Origin of the sequence: Streptomyces sp. V2I9, from assembly GCF_030817475.1 — a bacterium.
GTDB lineage: Bacteria > Actinomycetota > Actinomycetes > Streptomycetales > Streptomycetaceae > Streptomyces.
In genome coordinates this window covers 1,784,354-1,799,021 of sequence record NZ_JAUSZJ010000002.1, presented here as the reverse complement: position 1 = coordinate 1,799,021, position 14,668 = coordinate 1,784,354, and the positions used below count along the sequence as shown (strand labels likewise).

Genomic DNA, 14,668 nt, shown 5'->3' with positions numbered 1-14,668 from the left:
CCGAGGAGCCCTACGTCATGACCACCCCCGTGAACCCCGCCGGCAACGCCGTGGGCCGCCCCACCCCGATCACCAACGCGACGCAGCTGCAGAAGCCGTCCGGGATGCCGGTCCACAAGTACCGCGGCTACGAGGCCGTCGACATCGCCGACCGCACCTGGCCGGACAACCGGATCACCGTGGCGCCCCGCTGGCTGTCCACCGATCTGCGCGACGGCAACCAGGCGCTGATCGACCCGATGTCCCCGGCCCGCAAGCGCGAGATGTTCGACCTGCTGGTGAAGATGGGCTACAAGGAGATCGAGGTCGGCTTCCCGTCCTCCGGCGAGACCGACTTCGCCTTCGTCCGCTCCATCATCGAAGAGGGCGCGATCCCCGAGGACGTGACGATCTCCGTCCTGACCCAGGCCCGCGAGGAGCTGATCGAGCGGACCGTGGAGTCGCTGGTCGGCGCCCGCCGCGCCACCGTCCACCTGTACAACGCCACCGCCCCGACCTTCCGCCGCGTCGTCTTCCGCGGCTCCCGCGAAGAGGTCAAGCAGATCGCGGTGGACGGCACCCGGCTGGTCATGGAGTACGCCGAGAAGATCCTGGGCCCGGAGACGGTCTTCGGCTACCAGTACAGCCCGGAGATCTTCACCGACACCGAGCTGGACTTCGCCCTGGAGGTCTGCGAGGCCGTCTGCGACGTGTGGCAGCCGGAGGAGGGCCGCGAGATCATCCTCAACCTGCCCGCCACCGTGGAGCGTTCGACGCCCTCCACGCACGCGGACCGCTTCGAGTGGATGTCCCGCAACCTGACCCGCCGCGAGCACATCTGCCTGTCGGTCCACCCGCACAACGACCGGGGCACCGCCGTCGCCGCCGCCGAACTGGCCATCATGGCGGGCGCCGACCGCATCGAGGGCTGCCTGTTCGGCCAGGGCGAGCGCACCGGCAACGTCGACCTGGTCACCCTGGGCATGAACCTGTTCTCCCAGGGCGTCGATCCGCAGATCGACTTCTCGCAGATCGACGAGATCCGCCGCACCAGCGAGTACTGCAACCAGATGGAGATCCACCCGCGCCACCCCTACGCGGGCGACCTCGTCTACACCGCCTTCTCCGGCTCCCACCAGGACGCCATCAAGAAGGGCTTCGACGCCATGGAGCGCGACGCCGCCGCCCGGGGGAAGACGGTCGACGAGATCGAGTGGGCCGTGCCGTACCTGCCGATCGACCCGAAGGACGTCGGCCGCTCCTACGAGGCCGTCATCCGGGTCAACTCGCAGTCCGGCAAGGGCGGGATCGCGTACGTCCTGAAGAACGACCACAAGCTGGACCTGCCGCGCCGGATGCAGATCGAGTTCTCCCGGATCATTCAGGCCAAGACCGACGCCGAGGGCGGCGAGGTCACCCCGACGCAGATCTGGTCCACCTTCCAGGACGAGTACCTGCCGAACGCCGAGAACGCCTGGGGGCGCGTCCAGCTGCGCTCCGGCCAGACCACCTCCGACACCGACGGCACCGACACCCTGACCGTCGAGGCGGTCGTGGACGGGGTGGACACCGTCCTGACCGGCACCGGCAACGGCCCGATCTCCGCGTTCTTCGAGGCGCTGCAGGCCATCGGCATCGACGCCCGGCTGCTGGACTACACCGAGCACACGATGAGCGAGGGCGCCAGTGCCCAGGCCGCCTCGTACATCGAGTGCGCCATCGACGGCAAGGTCCTGTGGGGCATCGGCATCGACGCCAACACCACCCGCGCCTCGCTGAAGGCGGTCGTCTCCGCCGTCAACCGCGCGGCCCGCTGACGCCCGAACGGCACCCTCCGGACCCCGATCGCCCGCACCGGGTGGTCGGGGTTCGGCCATATCCGGGGGTTGTGACGTCCGACAGGCTGACGCCGCATCGCGCATGTGGCTAACATCACGTCCAACACACGGCAATGTTGCCGGAGCGTTACGGAGGTGTGCGACGTGCGGTCAGCCAAAGGACAACGTGCTCTGAGGCCGGTCCTCTGCGGAGTTCGCACCGTCTGGGACGCCGTCGGCGACGGCGTCTTCTTCTGCTCCGGCTGCGGAGGGGACCGCAACTACCGCCGGCTCACCGGCCGCCGCCGCCTCACCGTCCTCGGCGTCCCGCTGGTCCGCCGCGGCGAGGCCGAGCCCGTCGTCGAGTGCGCCGCCTGCCTGGCCCGCTACGTCCCCGGGGCGCTGGAGCACCCCACCACGGCCCGGTTCTCGTCGATGCTGCGCGAGGCCGTCCACACCGTCACCCTGGCCGTCCTCGCCGCCGGCGGCACCACCTCCCGCACGGTCCTGGAGGCCGCCGTCGCCACCGTGCGCGACGCCGGGCTCGACGACTGCACCCAGGAGCAGCTGTACACGGTCGCCGAGGTGCTGGCCGCCGACACCGGGCACGGCTCCGGCAACGATCCGGCCGCCGAGGCGTGCGGCCCGACCCTCGCCATCGAGCTGCACGAGGTGCTGGCCCCGCTCGCCCCGCACCTGGCCACTTCCGGCCGCGAGTCCGTCCTCCTCCAGGGCGCCCGGATCGCGCTGGCGGACGGTCCCTACCGCGCCGCCGAACGCCAGGTCCTCACGACGGTCGGCACCGCCCTCCAGCTCCCCGCGGAGGACGTCGCCGGCCTGCTGGCGGCAGCCGCCCGGACGCCCTCGTAACCTCTCGCACCGTACGGGGCCGCCCGCCCCCGGCCACCGGTGGGCGACAATGGTCGTATGAGCTTGTTCCGGGACGACGGCATCGTGCTGCGTACGCAGAAACTGGGCGAGGCCGACCGGATCATCACGATCCTGACCCGCGGCCACGGCCGGATCCGCGCCGTCGCCCGCGGGGTGCGCCGCACCAAGTCCAAGTTCGGCGCCCGCCTGGAGCCCTTCTCCCACGTGGACGTGCAGTTCTTCGCCCGCGGCAGCGAGCTGGTCGGCCGGGGGCTGCCGCTGTGCACCCAGAGCGAGACGATCGCCCCGTACGGCGGCGGGATCGTCACCGACTACGCCCGTTACACCGCCGGCACCGCGATGCTGGAGACCGCCGAGCGGTTCACCGACCACGAGGGCGAACCGGCCGTCCAGCAGTACCTGCTGCTCGTCGGCGGCCTGCGGACCCTCGCCCGCGGCGAGCACGCCCCCCATCTGATCCTGGACGCGTTCCTGCTGCGCTCGCTCGCGGTGAACGGGTACGCGCCCAGCTTCGAGGACTGCGCCAAGTGCGGAATGCCCGGCCCGAACCGGTTCTTCTCCGTCGGGGCGGGGGGCGTCATCTGCGGTGACTGCCGGGCCCCCGGCAGCGTCGTACCCTCGGCACAGGCCCTGGAACTGCTGAGCGCGCTGCTCAGCGGCGACTGGGCGACGGCGGACGCGTGCGAGGCGCGTCATGTCAGGGAGGGGAGCGGGCTGGTGTCCGCCTATCTGCACTGGCATCTGGAGCGCGGCCTGCGCTCGCTGCGGTACGTAGAGAAGTGACACAGGGAGACTGAGAAGCTCATGGCAGTACGCGGGATCCTCGGCGGCCGTAACCGGCGCACGTACAAGACCCCCGAGCCGCACCCCTCGGGCGCGACGCCCCCGAAGATCCCCGGCGAGCTGGTGCCCCGGCACGTCGCCGTCGTGATGGACGGCAACGGCCGCTGGGCCAAGGAGCGGGGGCTGCCCCGCACCGAGGGCCACAAGGTCGGCGAGGGCGTCGTCATGGACGTGCTCAAGGGCTGCATCGAGATGGGCGTGAAGAACCTCTCCCTGTACGCCTTCTCCACCGAGAACTGGAAGCGCTCGCCGGACGAGGTGAAGTTCCTGATGAACTTCAACCGCGACGTGATCCGCCGCCGCCGCGACGAGATGGACGAACTGGGCATCCGCATCCGCTGGGTGGGCCGCATGCCCAAGCTGTGGAAGTCCGTCGTCCAGGAGCTCCAGGTCGCCCAGGAGCAGACCAAGGACAACGACGCGATGACGCTGTACTTCTGCGTCAACTACGGCGGCCGCGCCGAGATCGCGGACGCCGCGCAGCGCATCGCGCAGGACGTGGCGGCCGGGAAGCTGGACCCCTCGAAGGTCAACGAGAAGACCTTCCAGAAGTACATCTACTACCCGGACATGCCGGACGTGGACCTCTTCGTGCGCCCCAGCGGCGAGCAGCGGACCTCGAACTACCTGATCTGGCAGAGCGCGTACGCGGAGATGGTCTTCCAGGACGTTCTCTGGCCGGATTTCGACCGCCGGGACCTGTGGCGTGCCTGCCTGGAGTACGCCCAGCGCGACCGCCGCTTCGGCGGGGCGCAGGAGGCGGAAGCCGCCACGTGAGCAGGGAGAAGGGGTGGGCCCGGAACGCGGCTGCGTTCCGGGCCCACCCCTTTCCTGTCCGTGCCGGCTACGCCTTGCTCGCGGCGCACTCCGCGCAGGTGCCGAAGATCTCGACGGTGTGCGCGACGTTCACATAGCCGTGCTGGGCGGCGATCGACTCGGCCCACTGCTCGACGGCCGGACCTTCGACCTCCACCGCCTTGCCGCAGAGCCGGCAGACCAGGTGGTGGTGATGGTCGCCGGTCGAGCACCGCCGGTAGACGGCCTCGCCCTCGGTGGTGCGCAGGACGTCGACCTCACCGGCGTCGGCGAGGGACTGCAGGGTCCGGTAGACCGTGGTCAGGCCCACGGAGTCACCGCGGTGCTTGAGGACGTCGTGCAGTTCCTGGGCGCTGCGGAACTCGTCGACCTCGTCGAGCGCCGCCGCCACCGCCGCCCGCTGCCGGGTGGACCGGCCGCGTACCGGCGCTGCGTTCGTGCCACTGATCGGCGCCGTGGCCACAGGTGCCTCCTCGTGTCGCCCGTACATGTGTCGGGCCATTGTGCCAGCCCGGCCGGTCGCTCCCGGCGAACACGTACGGGGCGACTCCGTCACACCCGCGGCTCCCGCACCCGTCACGGGCGCCACCCGTGTGGCCCGCGCACCCGTCACGGGCATCACACCCGTACGTCGTCCCGGTCCCGGCGGGCCGCCGGTACGTCCAGGGTGCACGCGGCGCCCCTGGCCTCGCTCGCCCGCGCCCGGCGTCGTGCGAGCGGGGCGGCGAGCACGGTCAGCGCGACGAACACAGCGATGGCCAGCAGCACGATCGTCGCGCCCGGCGGAACGTCCTGGTAGTACGAGGTGACGGTGCCGGTGAGGGTGACGGCCGTGCCGATCACCACGGCCAGCACGAAGGTGACCCTGAAGGACTTGGTGATCTGCTGGGCGGCCGCCACCGGCACCACCATCAGCGCGCTGACCAGCAGCAGGCCGACCACGCGCATCGCGACGGTCACGGTCACGGCGGCGACCACCGCGATCAGCAGGTTCAGCAGCCGCACCGGCAGCCCGGAGACCCGCGCGAACTCCTCGTCCTGGCTGACCGCGAACAGCTGCCGCCGCAGCCCCACCGTCACCAGCACCACGAAGGCCGCCAGGACGCAGATCGCCACGACGTCCGACTCGGAGACGGTGGCGAGCGAGCCGAAGAGGTACGAGGTCAGATTGGCGTTGGAGCCCGTGTCGGACAGGTTGATCAGCATGACGCCGCCCGCCATGCCGCCGTAGAACAGCATCGCCAGGGCGAGATCGCCGCGCGTGTGCCCGTACCAGCGGATCAGCTCCATCACGACGGCACCGGCCACCGCGACGGCGGTCGCCATCCAGACGGGGCTGGTGGAGAGCAGGAAGCCGAGGCCGACGCCGGTCATCGCGATGTGCCCGATGCCGTCGCCCATCAGGGCCTGCCGCCGCTGCACCAGGTAGATGCCGATGGCGGGCGCGGTGATGCCGACCAGCACGGCCGCGATGAGCGCCCGCTGCATGAAGGGAGGGTTGAGGAATTCGAGGAGCATCAGGTCAGCAGTCCCGTCCGGACGGGCTCGGCGGCCGCGTGGGGGTGTACGTGGTCGTGGCCGGGCAGCGCGTGCTGGCCGACCGCCTCGGGCGGCGGCCCGTCGTGGGTCACGCAGCCGTCGCGCAGGACGACCGCCCGGTCGATCAGGGGCTCCAGCGGGCCCAGCTCGTGCAGCACCAGCAGCACGGACGCGCCCTCGGCCACCTGCTGCCGCAGGGTCGAGGCGAGGATCTCCTGGCTGGCGAGGTCCACCCCCGCCATCGGCTCGTCCATGATCAGCACCTCCGGCTCGGAGGCCAGGGCGCGGGCGATCAGGACCCGCTGGTGCTGGCCGCCCGACAGGGCGTTCACGGAGTCCTTGGCACGGTCGGCCAGGCCCACCAGCTCGATGGCACGGTCCACGGCCGCCCGGTCCGCCTTCCCCGGCCACCGCAGCCCCGTACGGGACAGCCGGCCGGAGGCGACGACCTCGCGGATCGTGGCGGGCACGCCGCCCGCCGCCGTGGTGCGCTGCGGGACGTACCCGATCCGGTCCCACCGGCGGAAGCGGCGCAGCTCGGTGCCGAACAGCTCCACCCCGCCGCCGGTCAGCGGGACCTGCCCGATGACCGACCGTACGGCGGTGGACTTGCCGGAACCGTTGGCGCCCAGCAGGGCGACGACCTCGCCTCGGTGCACGGTCAGGTCCACGCCGCGCAGCACGGGGCGCGCGCCGAGGGTGGCCGTAGCGCCGCGCAGGGCTATGACGGGCTCCTGGAGGGCCTCGTGGGTCCTCTCGCGGGGGGTGCTCTCACGCTCCGGCATGAGCGCCTCCGATCCGGTGGTGGTGCGGGCGGTGCGGGTCACTTCGCGCCGAGGGCCTTCTTCAGCGCGGCGAGGTTGGACTCCATGACCTCGGTGTAGTCAGCGCCCTTGGACCTGTCCGTGATTCCCTCCAGCGGGTCCAGGACGTCGGTCCTCAGGCCGGTGTCCTTCGCGAGGGTCTTCGCGGTCCGGTCGCTGGCGAGCGTCTCGAAGAAGACCGTGGTGGCCTTCTCCTTCTCCGCGATGGAGTGGATCTCCTGGATGCGCGCCGGGCTCGGCTCGGCCTCGGGGTCGATGCCCGCGATGCCCTGCTGGGTGAGCCCGTAGCGCTCGGCGAGGTAGCCGAAGGCGGAGTGGGTGGTGATGAAGGTCTTCGTGGCGGTGTCCTTCAGCCCGGTCTCGTACGCCGTGTTCAGCTCGCCCAGCTCGGCGACCAGGGCCTCGGTGTTCTTCCTGTAGTCGGCGGCGTGGTCGGGGTCGGCCTTCTCCAGGGACTTCCCGACGCCCTCGGCGACCTCGGCGTACTTCACCGGGTCGAGCCAGATGTGCGGGTCGGCGCCGCCCTCCTCGCCGTGGTTGTGGCCGTCGCCCTCGGAGTGCTCCTCGTGGGCCTCCTCCTCGTGGCCGTGCTCGTCGGCGTGCTCCTCCTCGCCCTCGTGGCCGTGGTCGTGGCCGCTGACCTCGGAGCCGTGGTTCTCCAGTGTGGTGAGGGTCGCGGCGTCGACGGTGTTCTTCACACCGGACTGCTTGATCGCGTCGTCCACGACGGGCTGGATGCCCTTGAGGTACAGGACGTAGTCGGACTCGCTGATGGAGCCGGTCTGGCGCGGGGTGAGCTCCAGGTCGTGCGGCTCGACGCCCGGCTTGGTGAGGCCGGTGACCGCGACGTGCTCGCCGCCGATCCTCTCGGCCAGGAACTGCATCGGGTAGAACGACGCGGTGACCTTGAGCTTGTCACCGTTGCCCCCGTCCGCCGCGTCGGAGGTGGAGCAGGCGGAGAGAGCGGTCAGACCGAGGACGGCTGCTCCGGCGACGGCGGTGGTGGGTATGAGGCGACGTACGTTCATGACAGTCATTTTCAACAAAACTGGAAACGATTGTCAACAAGGCTGATGAGATGCCCGGAAGATCACGAGGTGGTGGCGCCGAGCCCCTCAACCCCTCTATCGATTTGATCCGGGGGGTGCACGCGCCGGTAACCTGAGTCATTCGCCGTTCGTCATCGTCGTATGAAGAGAGCACCGTGGCCGCCGACAAGATCGACACCATCGTCAGCCTGAGCAAGCGCCGTGGCTTCGTCTACCCCTGCAGCGAGATCTACGGAGGCCAGAAGGCCGCCTGGGACTACGGGCCGCTGGGCGTCGAGATGAAGGAGAACCTGAAGCGTCAGTGGTGGCGCTACATGGTCACCGCGCGCGAGGACGTGGTCGGCATCGACTCGTCGGTCATCCTCGCCCCCGAGGTCTGGGTCGCCTCCGGCCACGTCGCCACCTTCTCGGACCCGCTGACCGAGTGCACCTCCTGTCACAAGCGCTACCGCGCCGACCACCTGGAGGAGGCGTACGAGGAGAAGCACGGCAAGCCGCCGGTCAACGGTCTCGCCGACCTGAACTGCCCCAACTGCGGCAACAAGGGCACCTTCACCGAGCCCAAGCAGTTCTCGGGTCTGCTCTCCACCCACCTCGGCCCCACCCAGGACTCCGGCTCGGTCGCCTACCTGCGCCCCGAGACCGCCCAGGGCATCTTCACCAACTTCGGCCAGGTGCAGCAGACCTCGCGCAAGAAGCCCCCGTTCGGCATCGCCCAGATGGGCAAGTCCTTCCGGAACGAGATCACTCCGGGCAACTTCATCTTCCGGACCCGTGAGTTCGAGCAGATGGAGATGGAGTTCTTCGTCAAGCCGGGCGAGGACGAGGAGTGGCAGCAGTACTGGATGGACCAGCGCTGGAACTGGTACACGGACCTCGGCATGCGCGAGGAGAACATGCGCTGGTTCGAGCACCCGAAGGAGAAGCTCTCCCACTACTCCAAGCGCACCGCCGACATCGAGTACCGCTTCCGCTTCGGCGGCAACGAGTGGGGCGAGCTGGAGGGCGTGGCCAACCGCACCGACTACGACCTCAAGGCGCACTCCGAGGCGTCGGGCACCGACCTCGTGTACTACGACCAGGAGGCCAACGAGCGCTGGACGCCGTACGTCATCGAGCCCGCGGCCGGTGTCGGCCGCGCGATGCTGGCGTTCCTGCTCGACGCCTACGTCGAGGACGAGGCCCCCAACGCCAAGGGCGTCATGGAGAAGCGCACCGTGATGCGCCTCGACCACCGCCTGGCCCCGGTCAAGGTCGCGGTCCTGCCGCTCTCGCGCAACCAGCAGCTCTCGCCGAAGGCCAAGGGCCTCGCCGCCGACCTGCGCAAGAACTGGAACATCGAGTTCGACGACGCCGGCGCCATCGGCCGCCGCTACCGCCGTCAGGACGAGATCGGCACCCCGTTCTGCGTCACCGTCGACTTCGACACCCTCGACGACAACGCGGTGACCGTGCGCGAGCGCGACACCATGAAGCAGGAGCGTGTCTCGCTGGACCAGATCCAGGCGTACCTGGGCGCGCGTCTGCTCGGCTGCTGACGTCCGTCCGTACGGATTCATGGCGAGGCCCCCGGTTCCGGGTAGGGAACCGGGGGCCTCGCCGTACGCCGGAAGCCCGTGACGGCGGAACGGAGCCCGTGACGGGGGAACGGGGCCCGTGACCGGGAACCAGGGGCGTGTTCGCGCGCCGGGTCCGTGACCGGAAATCCGGTGCGGCGCGCTCGGGGCGCAGGGTACGGTTCCCGCATGTCTTCGTTCTTCCAGATCTACGAGTGAGAGCGCGGCGGGTGCGCACACCCCGCCGCAGCCGGGGACCGGGGTGACCGGCCCCGTCCACCTGTCCTGACTCACTTCACCTTCCCCACGGGAGAACACCATGGCCAAGAGCCGCAACAACCTTCTCGGCGTCGGCGGTCAGCGCAAGAAGCTGTCCCGCGCCGAACAGCAGGGCGCGGGCTCCGTGCGCGACGCCGACCGCAAGGTCGCCGAGGACAAGAAGCAGGAGCTGGTCCGCAAGATGCGCGAGCGCGCCGAGGCCCAGACGGCCCCGGTCGCCGAGCCGGCCGACCAGGACGCGTCCCCCGCGCAGAGCTGACGCCTGAGCGGTAGGACCTCGTACGTTCCGTACGACCGTGGGCCCGGATCGACTGCTGGTGATCCGGGCCCGCAGCCGTACCCGGGGGCAAGGGTCACGCCCGTGCCCCTGCCCTTCCAGGGGAAGGAATCCGTACACCTTCCCCTCGGAACCGGATGAGAGGTCGTGCGGTCGGGCCGGATCGCACGGAACCGGGAGGCCGGACGTTGGACACGAACAGGCGGGAAGTCCTGGCAGAGGTGGCGTCGGCGGAACGCCCGTCGTCCCCGGAGGTGATCGCCGAAGCCGTGGACGCGCGACGGGTCCGCGCGCGGGCGCGCCTGACCGACTTCGACCCTCCGGAGGAGTGCGTCGAGGTGGAGGCGGTGGCCGGCCTGCTGCGGGACCTCCAGGAAGCAGGGCAGGTCAAGGGGTACCCACGGGACGTGTGGGTGAGCCTGGGCACCGAACCGGGGGCCACCGCGCACCCGACCGCGCTCCTGTGGTGGCCGTTGACCGAGTGGCGGGCGGCGGCAGTGCGTCGCGCCCGCCGGGACCTGGTCGTGGTACGGCGGGAGGGGGCCCGGAGGGCGGAAGAACGCGCGAAGCGGGTGAGCCGGGTGTCCGACGCGGTGGACAGGGTTCTGGTGCGGCGGCGGCGGGACGCCCAGCACCCGTATGACGGCCTCGACCCTCTGTGACGCCGCTCCTCCGTACGACGGCCCCGGCCACCGAGCCGGGCGACCGGAGGGAATGGCTCGTCGTCCCTCCCGTCCGGGAAACTGGCCGCCATGGACAAGGTCGAAGTCGTCGTCGCCCATGCCGAGCGTGCGACTCTGCGCGTCGGTGACGTGTTCCTGAAGGTGGACGCCGATCAGGCGCGGGTCGACGCCGAGGTCGAGGCGATGGCCCTCGCCCCGGTCCCGACGCCGGAGATCAGGTGGCGCAAGCCGCCCGTGCTCGCCCTCGCCGCCCTTCCGGGGGCGACGCTCGGACGTCTCGGCGGTCGGGCCACCGGGTCGGCGGCGGGGTGGGCGGCGGCGGGAGCCGCCATCCGGAAGCTGCACGACGCACCGCCACCGCCCCGGACCGGCCGGGCCGGCCGGAGCGCCGCCGCGCTGGGTGCGGAACTCGACGCCGAGTGCGCCCTTCTCGTGGCGAACGGTGTCCTGCCCGCCGACCTGGTGGCCCGCAACCGCCGGGTCGCCGAGGCCGCGCTGCGACCCTGGACCCCGGCGTTCACACACGGCGACCTCCAGATCGCCCACGTCTTCCTCGACGGTGACGAGGTCACCGGCATCATCGACTGGTCCGAGGCGGGCCGGGGGGACGCCCTGTACGACCTGGCCACCTTCACGCTGGGCCACGAGGAGCACCTCGACGACGTCCTCACCGGTTACGGCGGCGACGTCGACCTCGACGTGATCCACGCATGGTGGTCGGCGCGGAGCCTGCTGGCGGTGCGCTGGCTGGCCGAGCACGGCTTCGACCCGTTCGCGCCCGGCTGCGAGGTGGACGTACTGAGATCCCGCATGTGAGCCTTCACCGGCTCCTGGTGAGGGCCCGTCAGCGGAACAGGTGCGGGTGCTGTCGAGCCAACTCCCGTGTGATCGCCTCGTCGGTGGGGTCCGCGATCTCCCAGTCGTGCGGAGCCGGGTGCCCGGCGAACAGGCCGCAGGCCGCGTCCGCGTCACGGGGGTCGAGGACGGCGCACCAGGGGAGCGGTGTCAGCCGGGCGGGCCCCGCGCCCCACCGGGCCCAGACGGCGCTTCCGGGCCGCCCGCCCTTGTCCCACAGCATCGCGGCGTGGGCCTCCTCGTGGCCCTCCCCGAGTTCGCAGAGGACGTGTCCGGTCTCGGGGCTCTGCCCGGGGTCCGCGAGGGCGACCGCGTACTTCGGGGGCGGCAGTGACGCGACGGCGGTGCACTGGTTCACGGGTACGGGTCACCCTTCGGGGCGTCACCGAAGGCGAGCCGTTCCGCGACCAGGTCCCCGAGCGGATCGGCCACGTCCCAGGAGTGGGACGCGGGGTGCCGGTCGAAGTAGGTGCACCGCCGCACGATGCCCGTCTCGATCTGGCGGAGGATGACGGGGCACCAGGGGACGTACGCGGTCCGGTGGGCGCGCTCCGGCTCGCTGCCGGTCCAGAAGAACCACAGGGCGGGCGAGTCGGGCGTACGCCCCGGCACGAGGTAGGCGGCGTGTTCGGTGCCCTGGTCGTCGTGCGCGCCGAGCTCGCACAGCACGTACGGCTCCGGTTCGGCGGGGCCGTCCGTGTCGGAGGCTAGGAGGCGCAGCAGGTCCTCGGGCGGGAGGGCTGTCACGGCGGTGCACTGGAGCACGTCGTTCAACTCCTGGTCGAGTGGCGGGATGCCCGGCCCCGCAACCGGGCGGTGGGGTGTCACAGGACTTCGCCCCGGCTACGGGCGTTGAGCCGGGCGGTACGGGCGCGGAGCTGCTCCATCAGGACGGCGGGCCGCACATGGCGGGGCGCGACCTCCCACTCGACACCGCCACCGACGGGCCGCAACGACCAGTAGGGGCCGGCGACGCCACGGAACTCCCCCACGCGGTCGGCGCGGCTGGTGTCGACCACGAGGGTTCCGAGGGCGGGGACCGGGTCCGGGGCCGGGGCCAGGGCCGGGGCGGGGGTGTCGGAGGGTGTGGGGGTAATCGGGCGTACGTTCTCGCCGTCCATCGATCGCTCCTCTCCGTAGCCGTTTGGCTACCGGGGCGATTCAGAGTGACCTAGGGTCGGGACGTCTTCAACGTGGGGATCTGGGAGGGCACGTTGGCAAACATCAAGCAACTCAACCCCGAAGCGAGCCTGCAGGCGGCCTTCGGCGCCCGTTTGCGCAGGATGCGTCTGGAGCGTGGCTGGATCCAGGATCAGCTGGCCGACCTGCTCGGCTGCTCGGGCAGGCACATCTCGGCGATCGAAACTGGCCGCAAATCGGCGACTCTGCCCTTCGCGAGGAAGGCCGACCGGCTATTTGATCTCATCGGCTCGGAGCACTCGTTCGAGCGTCAGTGGCAGGAGATGAAGCACGGCAACCTGCTGGAAGGCTTCCCGGAGTACGTGGGGTACGAGGGCCGGGCGGTGGAGATCAGGCTGTTTGACGTCGGTTTGATCCCTGGACTGTTGCAGACGCCGGAGTATGCGCGGGCTGTGGCATTCGGAGATGTGAAGCGCGGCTCCATCACTGCGGAACAGGCCAATGAACGTGTCGCGTTCCTGGCGGAGCGGCAGGCTGCGCTCATTCGGCCACGGCCACCCATGGTATTCGTCGTCATGGATGAGAGCTGTCTGCATCAGGCGGTCGGCGGACCGGATGTCATGGACGCGCAGCTCCAACGGCTGATCGAGATGTCCGCGCGGCCCAACTGGATCATCCAGGTAGCACCGTTCAGTCTGGGGGCGCGTAGGGCGTTCTACCTGCCGGTCAATCTGCTGACCATGGCAGACCGGTCCATCGTTGCGTACGCCGAATCGCAGACGCAGGGGAGCGTCGAGCGCGAAACCTCGTTCGTGGTGCCCATGCTCACGGCCTACCATCAGTTCCAGAGCGAGGCGCTGTCGAAGGCGGCCTCTGTGGCCAAGATCAGCCGGTTGCGAAAGGGCACTCAGTGAAGACCGAATCCCCTCGTTGGTTCAAGTCCTCGTACAGCGCGAACGGTGGCAACTGCGTCGAGGTGGCGGCCAACTTCGCCGCCTCGCGTGGCATCGTTCCGGTCCGTGACTCGAAGGTCGTGGACGGCGCTGTGGTCACCGTTCCCGTGACCGCGTTCGCGGCGTTTGTCATGGGTGTGCAGGGCGGAACGTTCGACACCGTCTGAGGAACCGAGCAGCGGGATCGCCCCACCGTGCCGCGCATGGTGGGGCGTTCACGTATTCGGTGCCCTCTGGTGTCCGTCCGGCTGCATCCTGCATGGTGGGGTCAACTGCGGCGAAAGGGCACTCCGTGACGACCGAATCCCCTCAATGGTTCACGTCCTCGTACAGCTCGAACGGCGGTGCCTGCGTCGAGGTGGCGGCCAATTTCGCTGCCTCGCGCGGCGTTGTTCCGGTCCGTGACTCGAAGGTCTTGGGCGGGCCTGTGGTTGCCGTTCCCGTCACCGCGTTCGTGGCGTTTGTCGCGGGTGTGCAGGGCGGAACGTTCGACACCGTCTGAGGAACCGAGTAGCGGGATCGCCCCACCGTGCCGCGCAGGGTGGGGCATCCTGCTGCTCGGAGAGAAAGGGCACTCTTGATGACGGCCACTGATACCAGCGGGCGCGAGCCCGAGCCTCGACCGCTCGTGCGTCGAGGGATTCAGCGTCTGGCACACGAGCACTGGAGAACCGGTCGCTCCGTGTGGGAAGCGGATCTCGCAGGCAGAGAGCTGGTGGTGGATCACCTGGAGGTGCGCGAGGGCGTTGCCTCAGAGAATGCGGCACGCGTGCTCGGGCCGGACAACGAGCTTGTCTGGATCAGGAGTCGGCGCTTCGTCCTGGACGGCAAGCCGGTGCTGCTCGCGACGTCATACCTTCCGGCGTCTCTGGTCGACGGCTCCGCGATCACCGAGCCGGCCACGGGGCCTGGCGGAATCTACGCTCGGCTGGCCGAACTGGGCCACGGACCGGTCCACTTCCGGGAAGAGATCCGTTCACGCATGCCACTGCCCGAGGAAACCGCAAAGCTCAGGCTTCCTACTGGGACGCCCGTCATGCTTATCTGCCGGACCGCCTTCGCGGAGGAGGGGCGTGTTGTGGAAGTCAACGAGATGGTGCTCGATGCCGCCGCGTACGTCCTGGAGTACGACTTCGACGCGTGATCCGACCCAAAGCCCTCTGGTGC

The 14,668-nt window shown here is 70.2% G+C and carries 19 protein-coding genes; 12 read left to right on the top strand and 7 right to left on the bottom strand.

Annotation, left to right across the window (positions count from 1 at the left end):
• Positions 1 to 17: 17 nt before the first annotated feature.
• The 4 genes from leuA to QFZ71_RS08090 all read left to right on the top strand — a co-directional run bounded on the left by leuA (position 18) and on the right by QFZ71_RS08090 (position 4,307).
• Positions 18 to 1,796 (top strand): 2-isopropylmalate synthase, encoded by a 1,779-nt coding sequence (gene leuA / locus QFZ71_RS08105; protein WP_307667578.1) that lies wholly within the window; start codon positions 18 to 20, stop codon positions 1,794 to 1,796.
• Between the two features lie 165 nt (positions 1,797 to 1,961).
• Entirely contained in the window at positions 1,962 to 2,666 is a 705-nt protein-coding gene (locus QFZ71_RS08100) for a TerB family tellurite resistance protein (RefSeq protein ID WP_307667577.1), read from the top strand.
• Between the two features lie 57 nt (positions 2,667 to 2,723).
• A complete protein-coding gene (gene recO / locus QFZ71_RS08095; protein WP_307667576.1) occupies positions 2,724 to 3,470 on the top strand; it encodes a DNA repair protein RecO in 747 nt (248 codons plus the stop codon).
• A gap of 21 nt (positions 3,471 to 3,491) precedes the next feature.
• A complete protein-coding gene (locus QFZ71_RS08090; RefSeq protein WP_307667575.1) occupies positions 3,492 to 4,307 on the top strand; it encodes an isoprenyl transferase in 816 nt (271 codons plus the stop codon).
• 67 nt (positions 4,308 to 4,374) lie between these two features.
• Here QFZ71_RS08090 and QFZ71_RS08085 read toward each other — a convergent pair whose 3' ends face one another.
• From QFZ71_RS08085 to QFZ71_RS08070, 4 genes are all read right to left on the bottom strand, one after another.
• Positions 4,375 to 4,809 carry a Fur family transcriptional regulator gene (locus QFZ71_RS08085; RefSeq protein ID WP_307667574.1) on the bottom strand — a complete coding sequence of 145 codons (435 nt, stop codon included), beginning with the start codon at positions 4,807 to 4,809 and terminating at the stop codon, positions 4,375 to 4,377.
• Positions 4,810 to 4,964: 155 nt separating this feature from the next.
• Positions 4,965 to 5,864: a metal ABC transporter permease gene (locus tag QFZ71_RS08080; protein ID WP_307667573.1), complete on the bottom strand. Its 900-nt coding sequence runs from the start codon at positions 5,862 to 5,864 to the stop codon at positions 4,965 to 4,967.
• The gene (locus QFZ71_RS08075; protein ID WP_307671375.1) at positions 5,864 to 6,670 is read right to left on the bottom strand and encodes a metal ABC transporter ATP-binding protein; all 807 of its coding nucleotides are present in this window, start codon (positions 6,668 to 6,670) and stop codon (positions 5,864 to 5,866) included. Before QFZ71_RS08075 ends, QFZ71_RS08080 begins: the two co-directional genes overlap by 1 nt.
• A gap of 38 nt (positions 6,671 to 6,708) precedes the next feature.
• The gene (locus QFZ71_RS08070) at positions 6,709 to 7,737 is read right to left on the bottom strand and encodes a metal ABC transporter substrate-binding protein (RefSeq protein WP_307667572.1); all 1,029 of its coding nucleotides are present in this window, start codon (positions 7,735 to 7,737) and stop codon (positions 6,709 to 6,711) included.
• Between the two features lie 176 nt (positions 7,738 to 7,913).
• Between QFZ71_RS08070 and QFZ71_RS08065 the strand changes: the two genes are divergently transcribed.
• The 4 genes from QFZ71_RS08065 to QFZ71_RS08050 all read left to right on the top strand — a co-directional run bounded on the left by QFZ71_RS08065 (position 7,914) and on the right by QFZ71_RS08050 (position 11,369).
• Complete coding sequence (locus QFZ71_RS08065) at positions 7,914 to 9,296, top strand: glycine--tRNA ligase (protein WP_307667571.1); 1,383 nt, start codon at positions 7,914 to 7,916, stop codon at positions 9,294 to 9,296.
• 337 nt (positions 9,297 to 9,633) lie between these two features.
• Positions 9,634 to 9,852, top strand: coding sequence for a DUF6243 family protein (locus tag QFZ71_RS08060; RefSeq protein ID WP_307667570.1), 219 nt, complete (start codon positions 9,634 to 9,636; stop codon positions 9,850 to 9,852).
• A gap of 206 nt (positions 9,853 to 10,058) precedes the next feature.
• On the top strand, positions 10,059 to 10,532 hold the full coding sequence (locus QFZ71_RS08055) for a hypothetical protein (protein WP_307667569.1): 474 nt from the start codon (positions 10,059 to 10,061) through the stop codon (positions 10,530 to 10,532).
• Positions 10,533 to 10,622: 90 nt separating this feature from the next.
• Positions 10,623 to 11,369, top strand: a complete 747-nt coding sequence (locus tag QFZ71_RS08050; RefSeq protein ID WP_307667568.1) for a phosphotransferase family protein — start codon at positions 10,623 to 10,625, stop codon at positions 11,367 to 11,369.
• 28 nt (positions 11,370 to 11,397) lie between these two features.
• Here QFZ71_RS08050 and QFZ71_RS08045 read toward each other — a convergent pair whose 3' ends face one another.
• Genes QFZ71_RS08045 through QFZ71_RS08035 form a run of 3 tightly spaced genes read right to left on the bottom strand, consistent with a single transcriptional unit; the run spans position 11,398 to position 12,529 of the window.
• Complete coding sequence (locus tag QFZ71_RS08045) at positions 11,398 to 11,766, bottom strand: hypothetical protein (protein ID WP_307667567.1); 369 nt, start codon at positions 11,764 to 11,766, stop codon at positions 11,398 to 11,400.
• Positions 11,763 to 12,173: a hypothetical protein gene (locus QFZ71_RS08040; protein WP_307667566.1), complete on the bottom strand. Its 411-nt coding sequence runs from the start codon at positions 12,171 to 12,173 to the stop codon at positions 11,763 to 11,765. The genes QFZ71_RS08045 and QFZ71_RS08040 overlap by 4 nt, the downstream gene beginning before the upstream one ends.
• Positions 12,174 to 12,232: 59 nt before the next feature.
• Positions 12,233 to 12,529, bottom strand: a complete 297-nt coding sequence (locus tag QFZ71_RS08035; protein WP_307667565.1) for a hypothetical protein — start codon at positions 12,527 to 12,529, stop codon at positions 12,233 to 12,235.
• Between the two features lie 93 nt (positions 12,530 to 12,622).
• Between QFZ71_RS08035 and QFZ71_RS08030 the strand changes: the two genes are divergently transcribed.
• The 4 genes from QFZ71_RS08030 (at position 12,623) to QFZ71_RS08015 (ending at position 14,645) form a co-directional block, all read left to right on the top strand.
• Complete coding sequence (locus tag QFZ71_RS08030) at positions 12,623 to 13,462, top strand: helix-turn-helix transcriptional regulator (protein ID WP_307671374.1); 840 nt, start codon at positions 12,623 to 12,625, stop codon at positions 13,460 to 13,462.
• Positions 13,459 to 13,668 carry a DUF397 domain-containing protein gene (locus tag QFZ71_RS08025; protein WP_307667564.1) on the top strand — a complete coding sequence of 70 codons (210 nt, stop codon included), beginning with the start codon at positions 13,459 to 13,461 and terminating at the stop codon, positions 13,666 to 13,668. Before QFZ71_RS08030 ends, QFZ71_RS08025 begins: the two co-directional genes overlap by 4 nt.
• Positions 13,669 to 13,793: 125 nt before the next feature.
• Positions 13,794 to 14,003, top strand: coding sequence for a DUF397 domain-containing protein (locus QFZ71_RS08020; RefSeq protein WP_307667563.1), 210 nt, complete (start codon positions 13,794 to 13,796; stop codon positions 14,001 to 14,003).
• Between the two features lie 27 nt (positions 14,004 to 14,030).
• The gene (locus QFZ71_RS08015; protein ID WP_307667562.1) at positions 14,031 to 14,645 is read left to right on the top strand and encodes a GntR family transcriptional regulator; all 615 of its coding nucleotides are present in this window, start codon (positions 14,031 to 14,033) and stop codon (positions 14,643 to 14,645) included.
• Positions 14,646 to 14,668: the final 23 nt, after the last annotated feature.

Excerpts from the sequence above, each read along its gene's own strand:
- QFZ71_RS08035 (WP_307667565.1), bottom strand. The coding sequence starts at position 12,529 with ATGGACGGCGAGAACGTACGCCCGATTACCCCCACACCCTCCGACACC.
- leuA (WP_307667578.1), top strand. The coding sequence starts at position 18 with ATGACCACCCCCGTGAACCCCGCCGGCAACGCCGTGGGCCGCCCCACC.
- QFZ71_RS08070 (WP_307667572.1), bottom strand. The coding sequence starts at position 7,737 with ATGAACGTACGTCGCCTCATACCCACCACCGCCGTCGCCGGAGCAGCC.
- QFZ71_RS08090 (WP_307667575.1), top strand. The coding sequence starts at position 3,492 with ATGGCAGTACGCGGGATCCTCGGCGGCCGTAACCGGCGCACGTACAAG.
- recO (WP_307667576.1), top strand. The coding sequence starts at position 2,724 with ATGAGCTTGTTCCGGGACGACGGCATCGTGCTGCGTACGCAGAAACTG.
- QFZ71_RS08050 (WP_307667568.1), top strand. The coding sequence starts at position 10,623 with ATGGACAAGGTCGAAGTCGTCGTCGCCCATGCCGAGCGTGCGACTCTG.
- QFZ71_RS08080 (WP_307667573.1), bottom strand. The coding sequence starts at position 5,864 with ATGCTCCTCGAATTCCTCAACCCTCCCTTCATGCAGCGGGCGCTCATC.
- QFZ71_RS08075 (WP_307671375.1), bottom strand. The coding sequence starts at position 6,670 with ATGCCGGAGCGTGAGAGCACCCCCCGCGAGAGGACCCACGAGGCCCTC.
- QFZ71_RS08060 (WP_307667570.1), top strand. The coding sequence starts at position 9,634 with ATGGCCAAGAGCCGCAACAACCTTCTCGGCGTCGGCGGTCAGCGCAAG.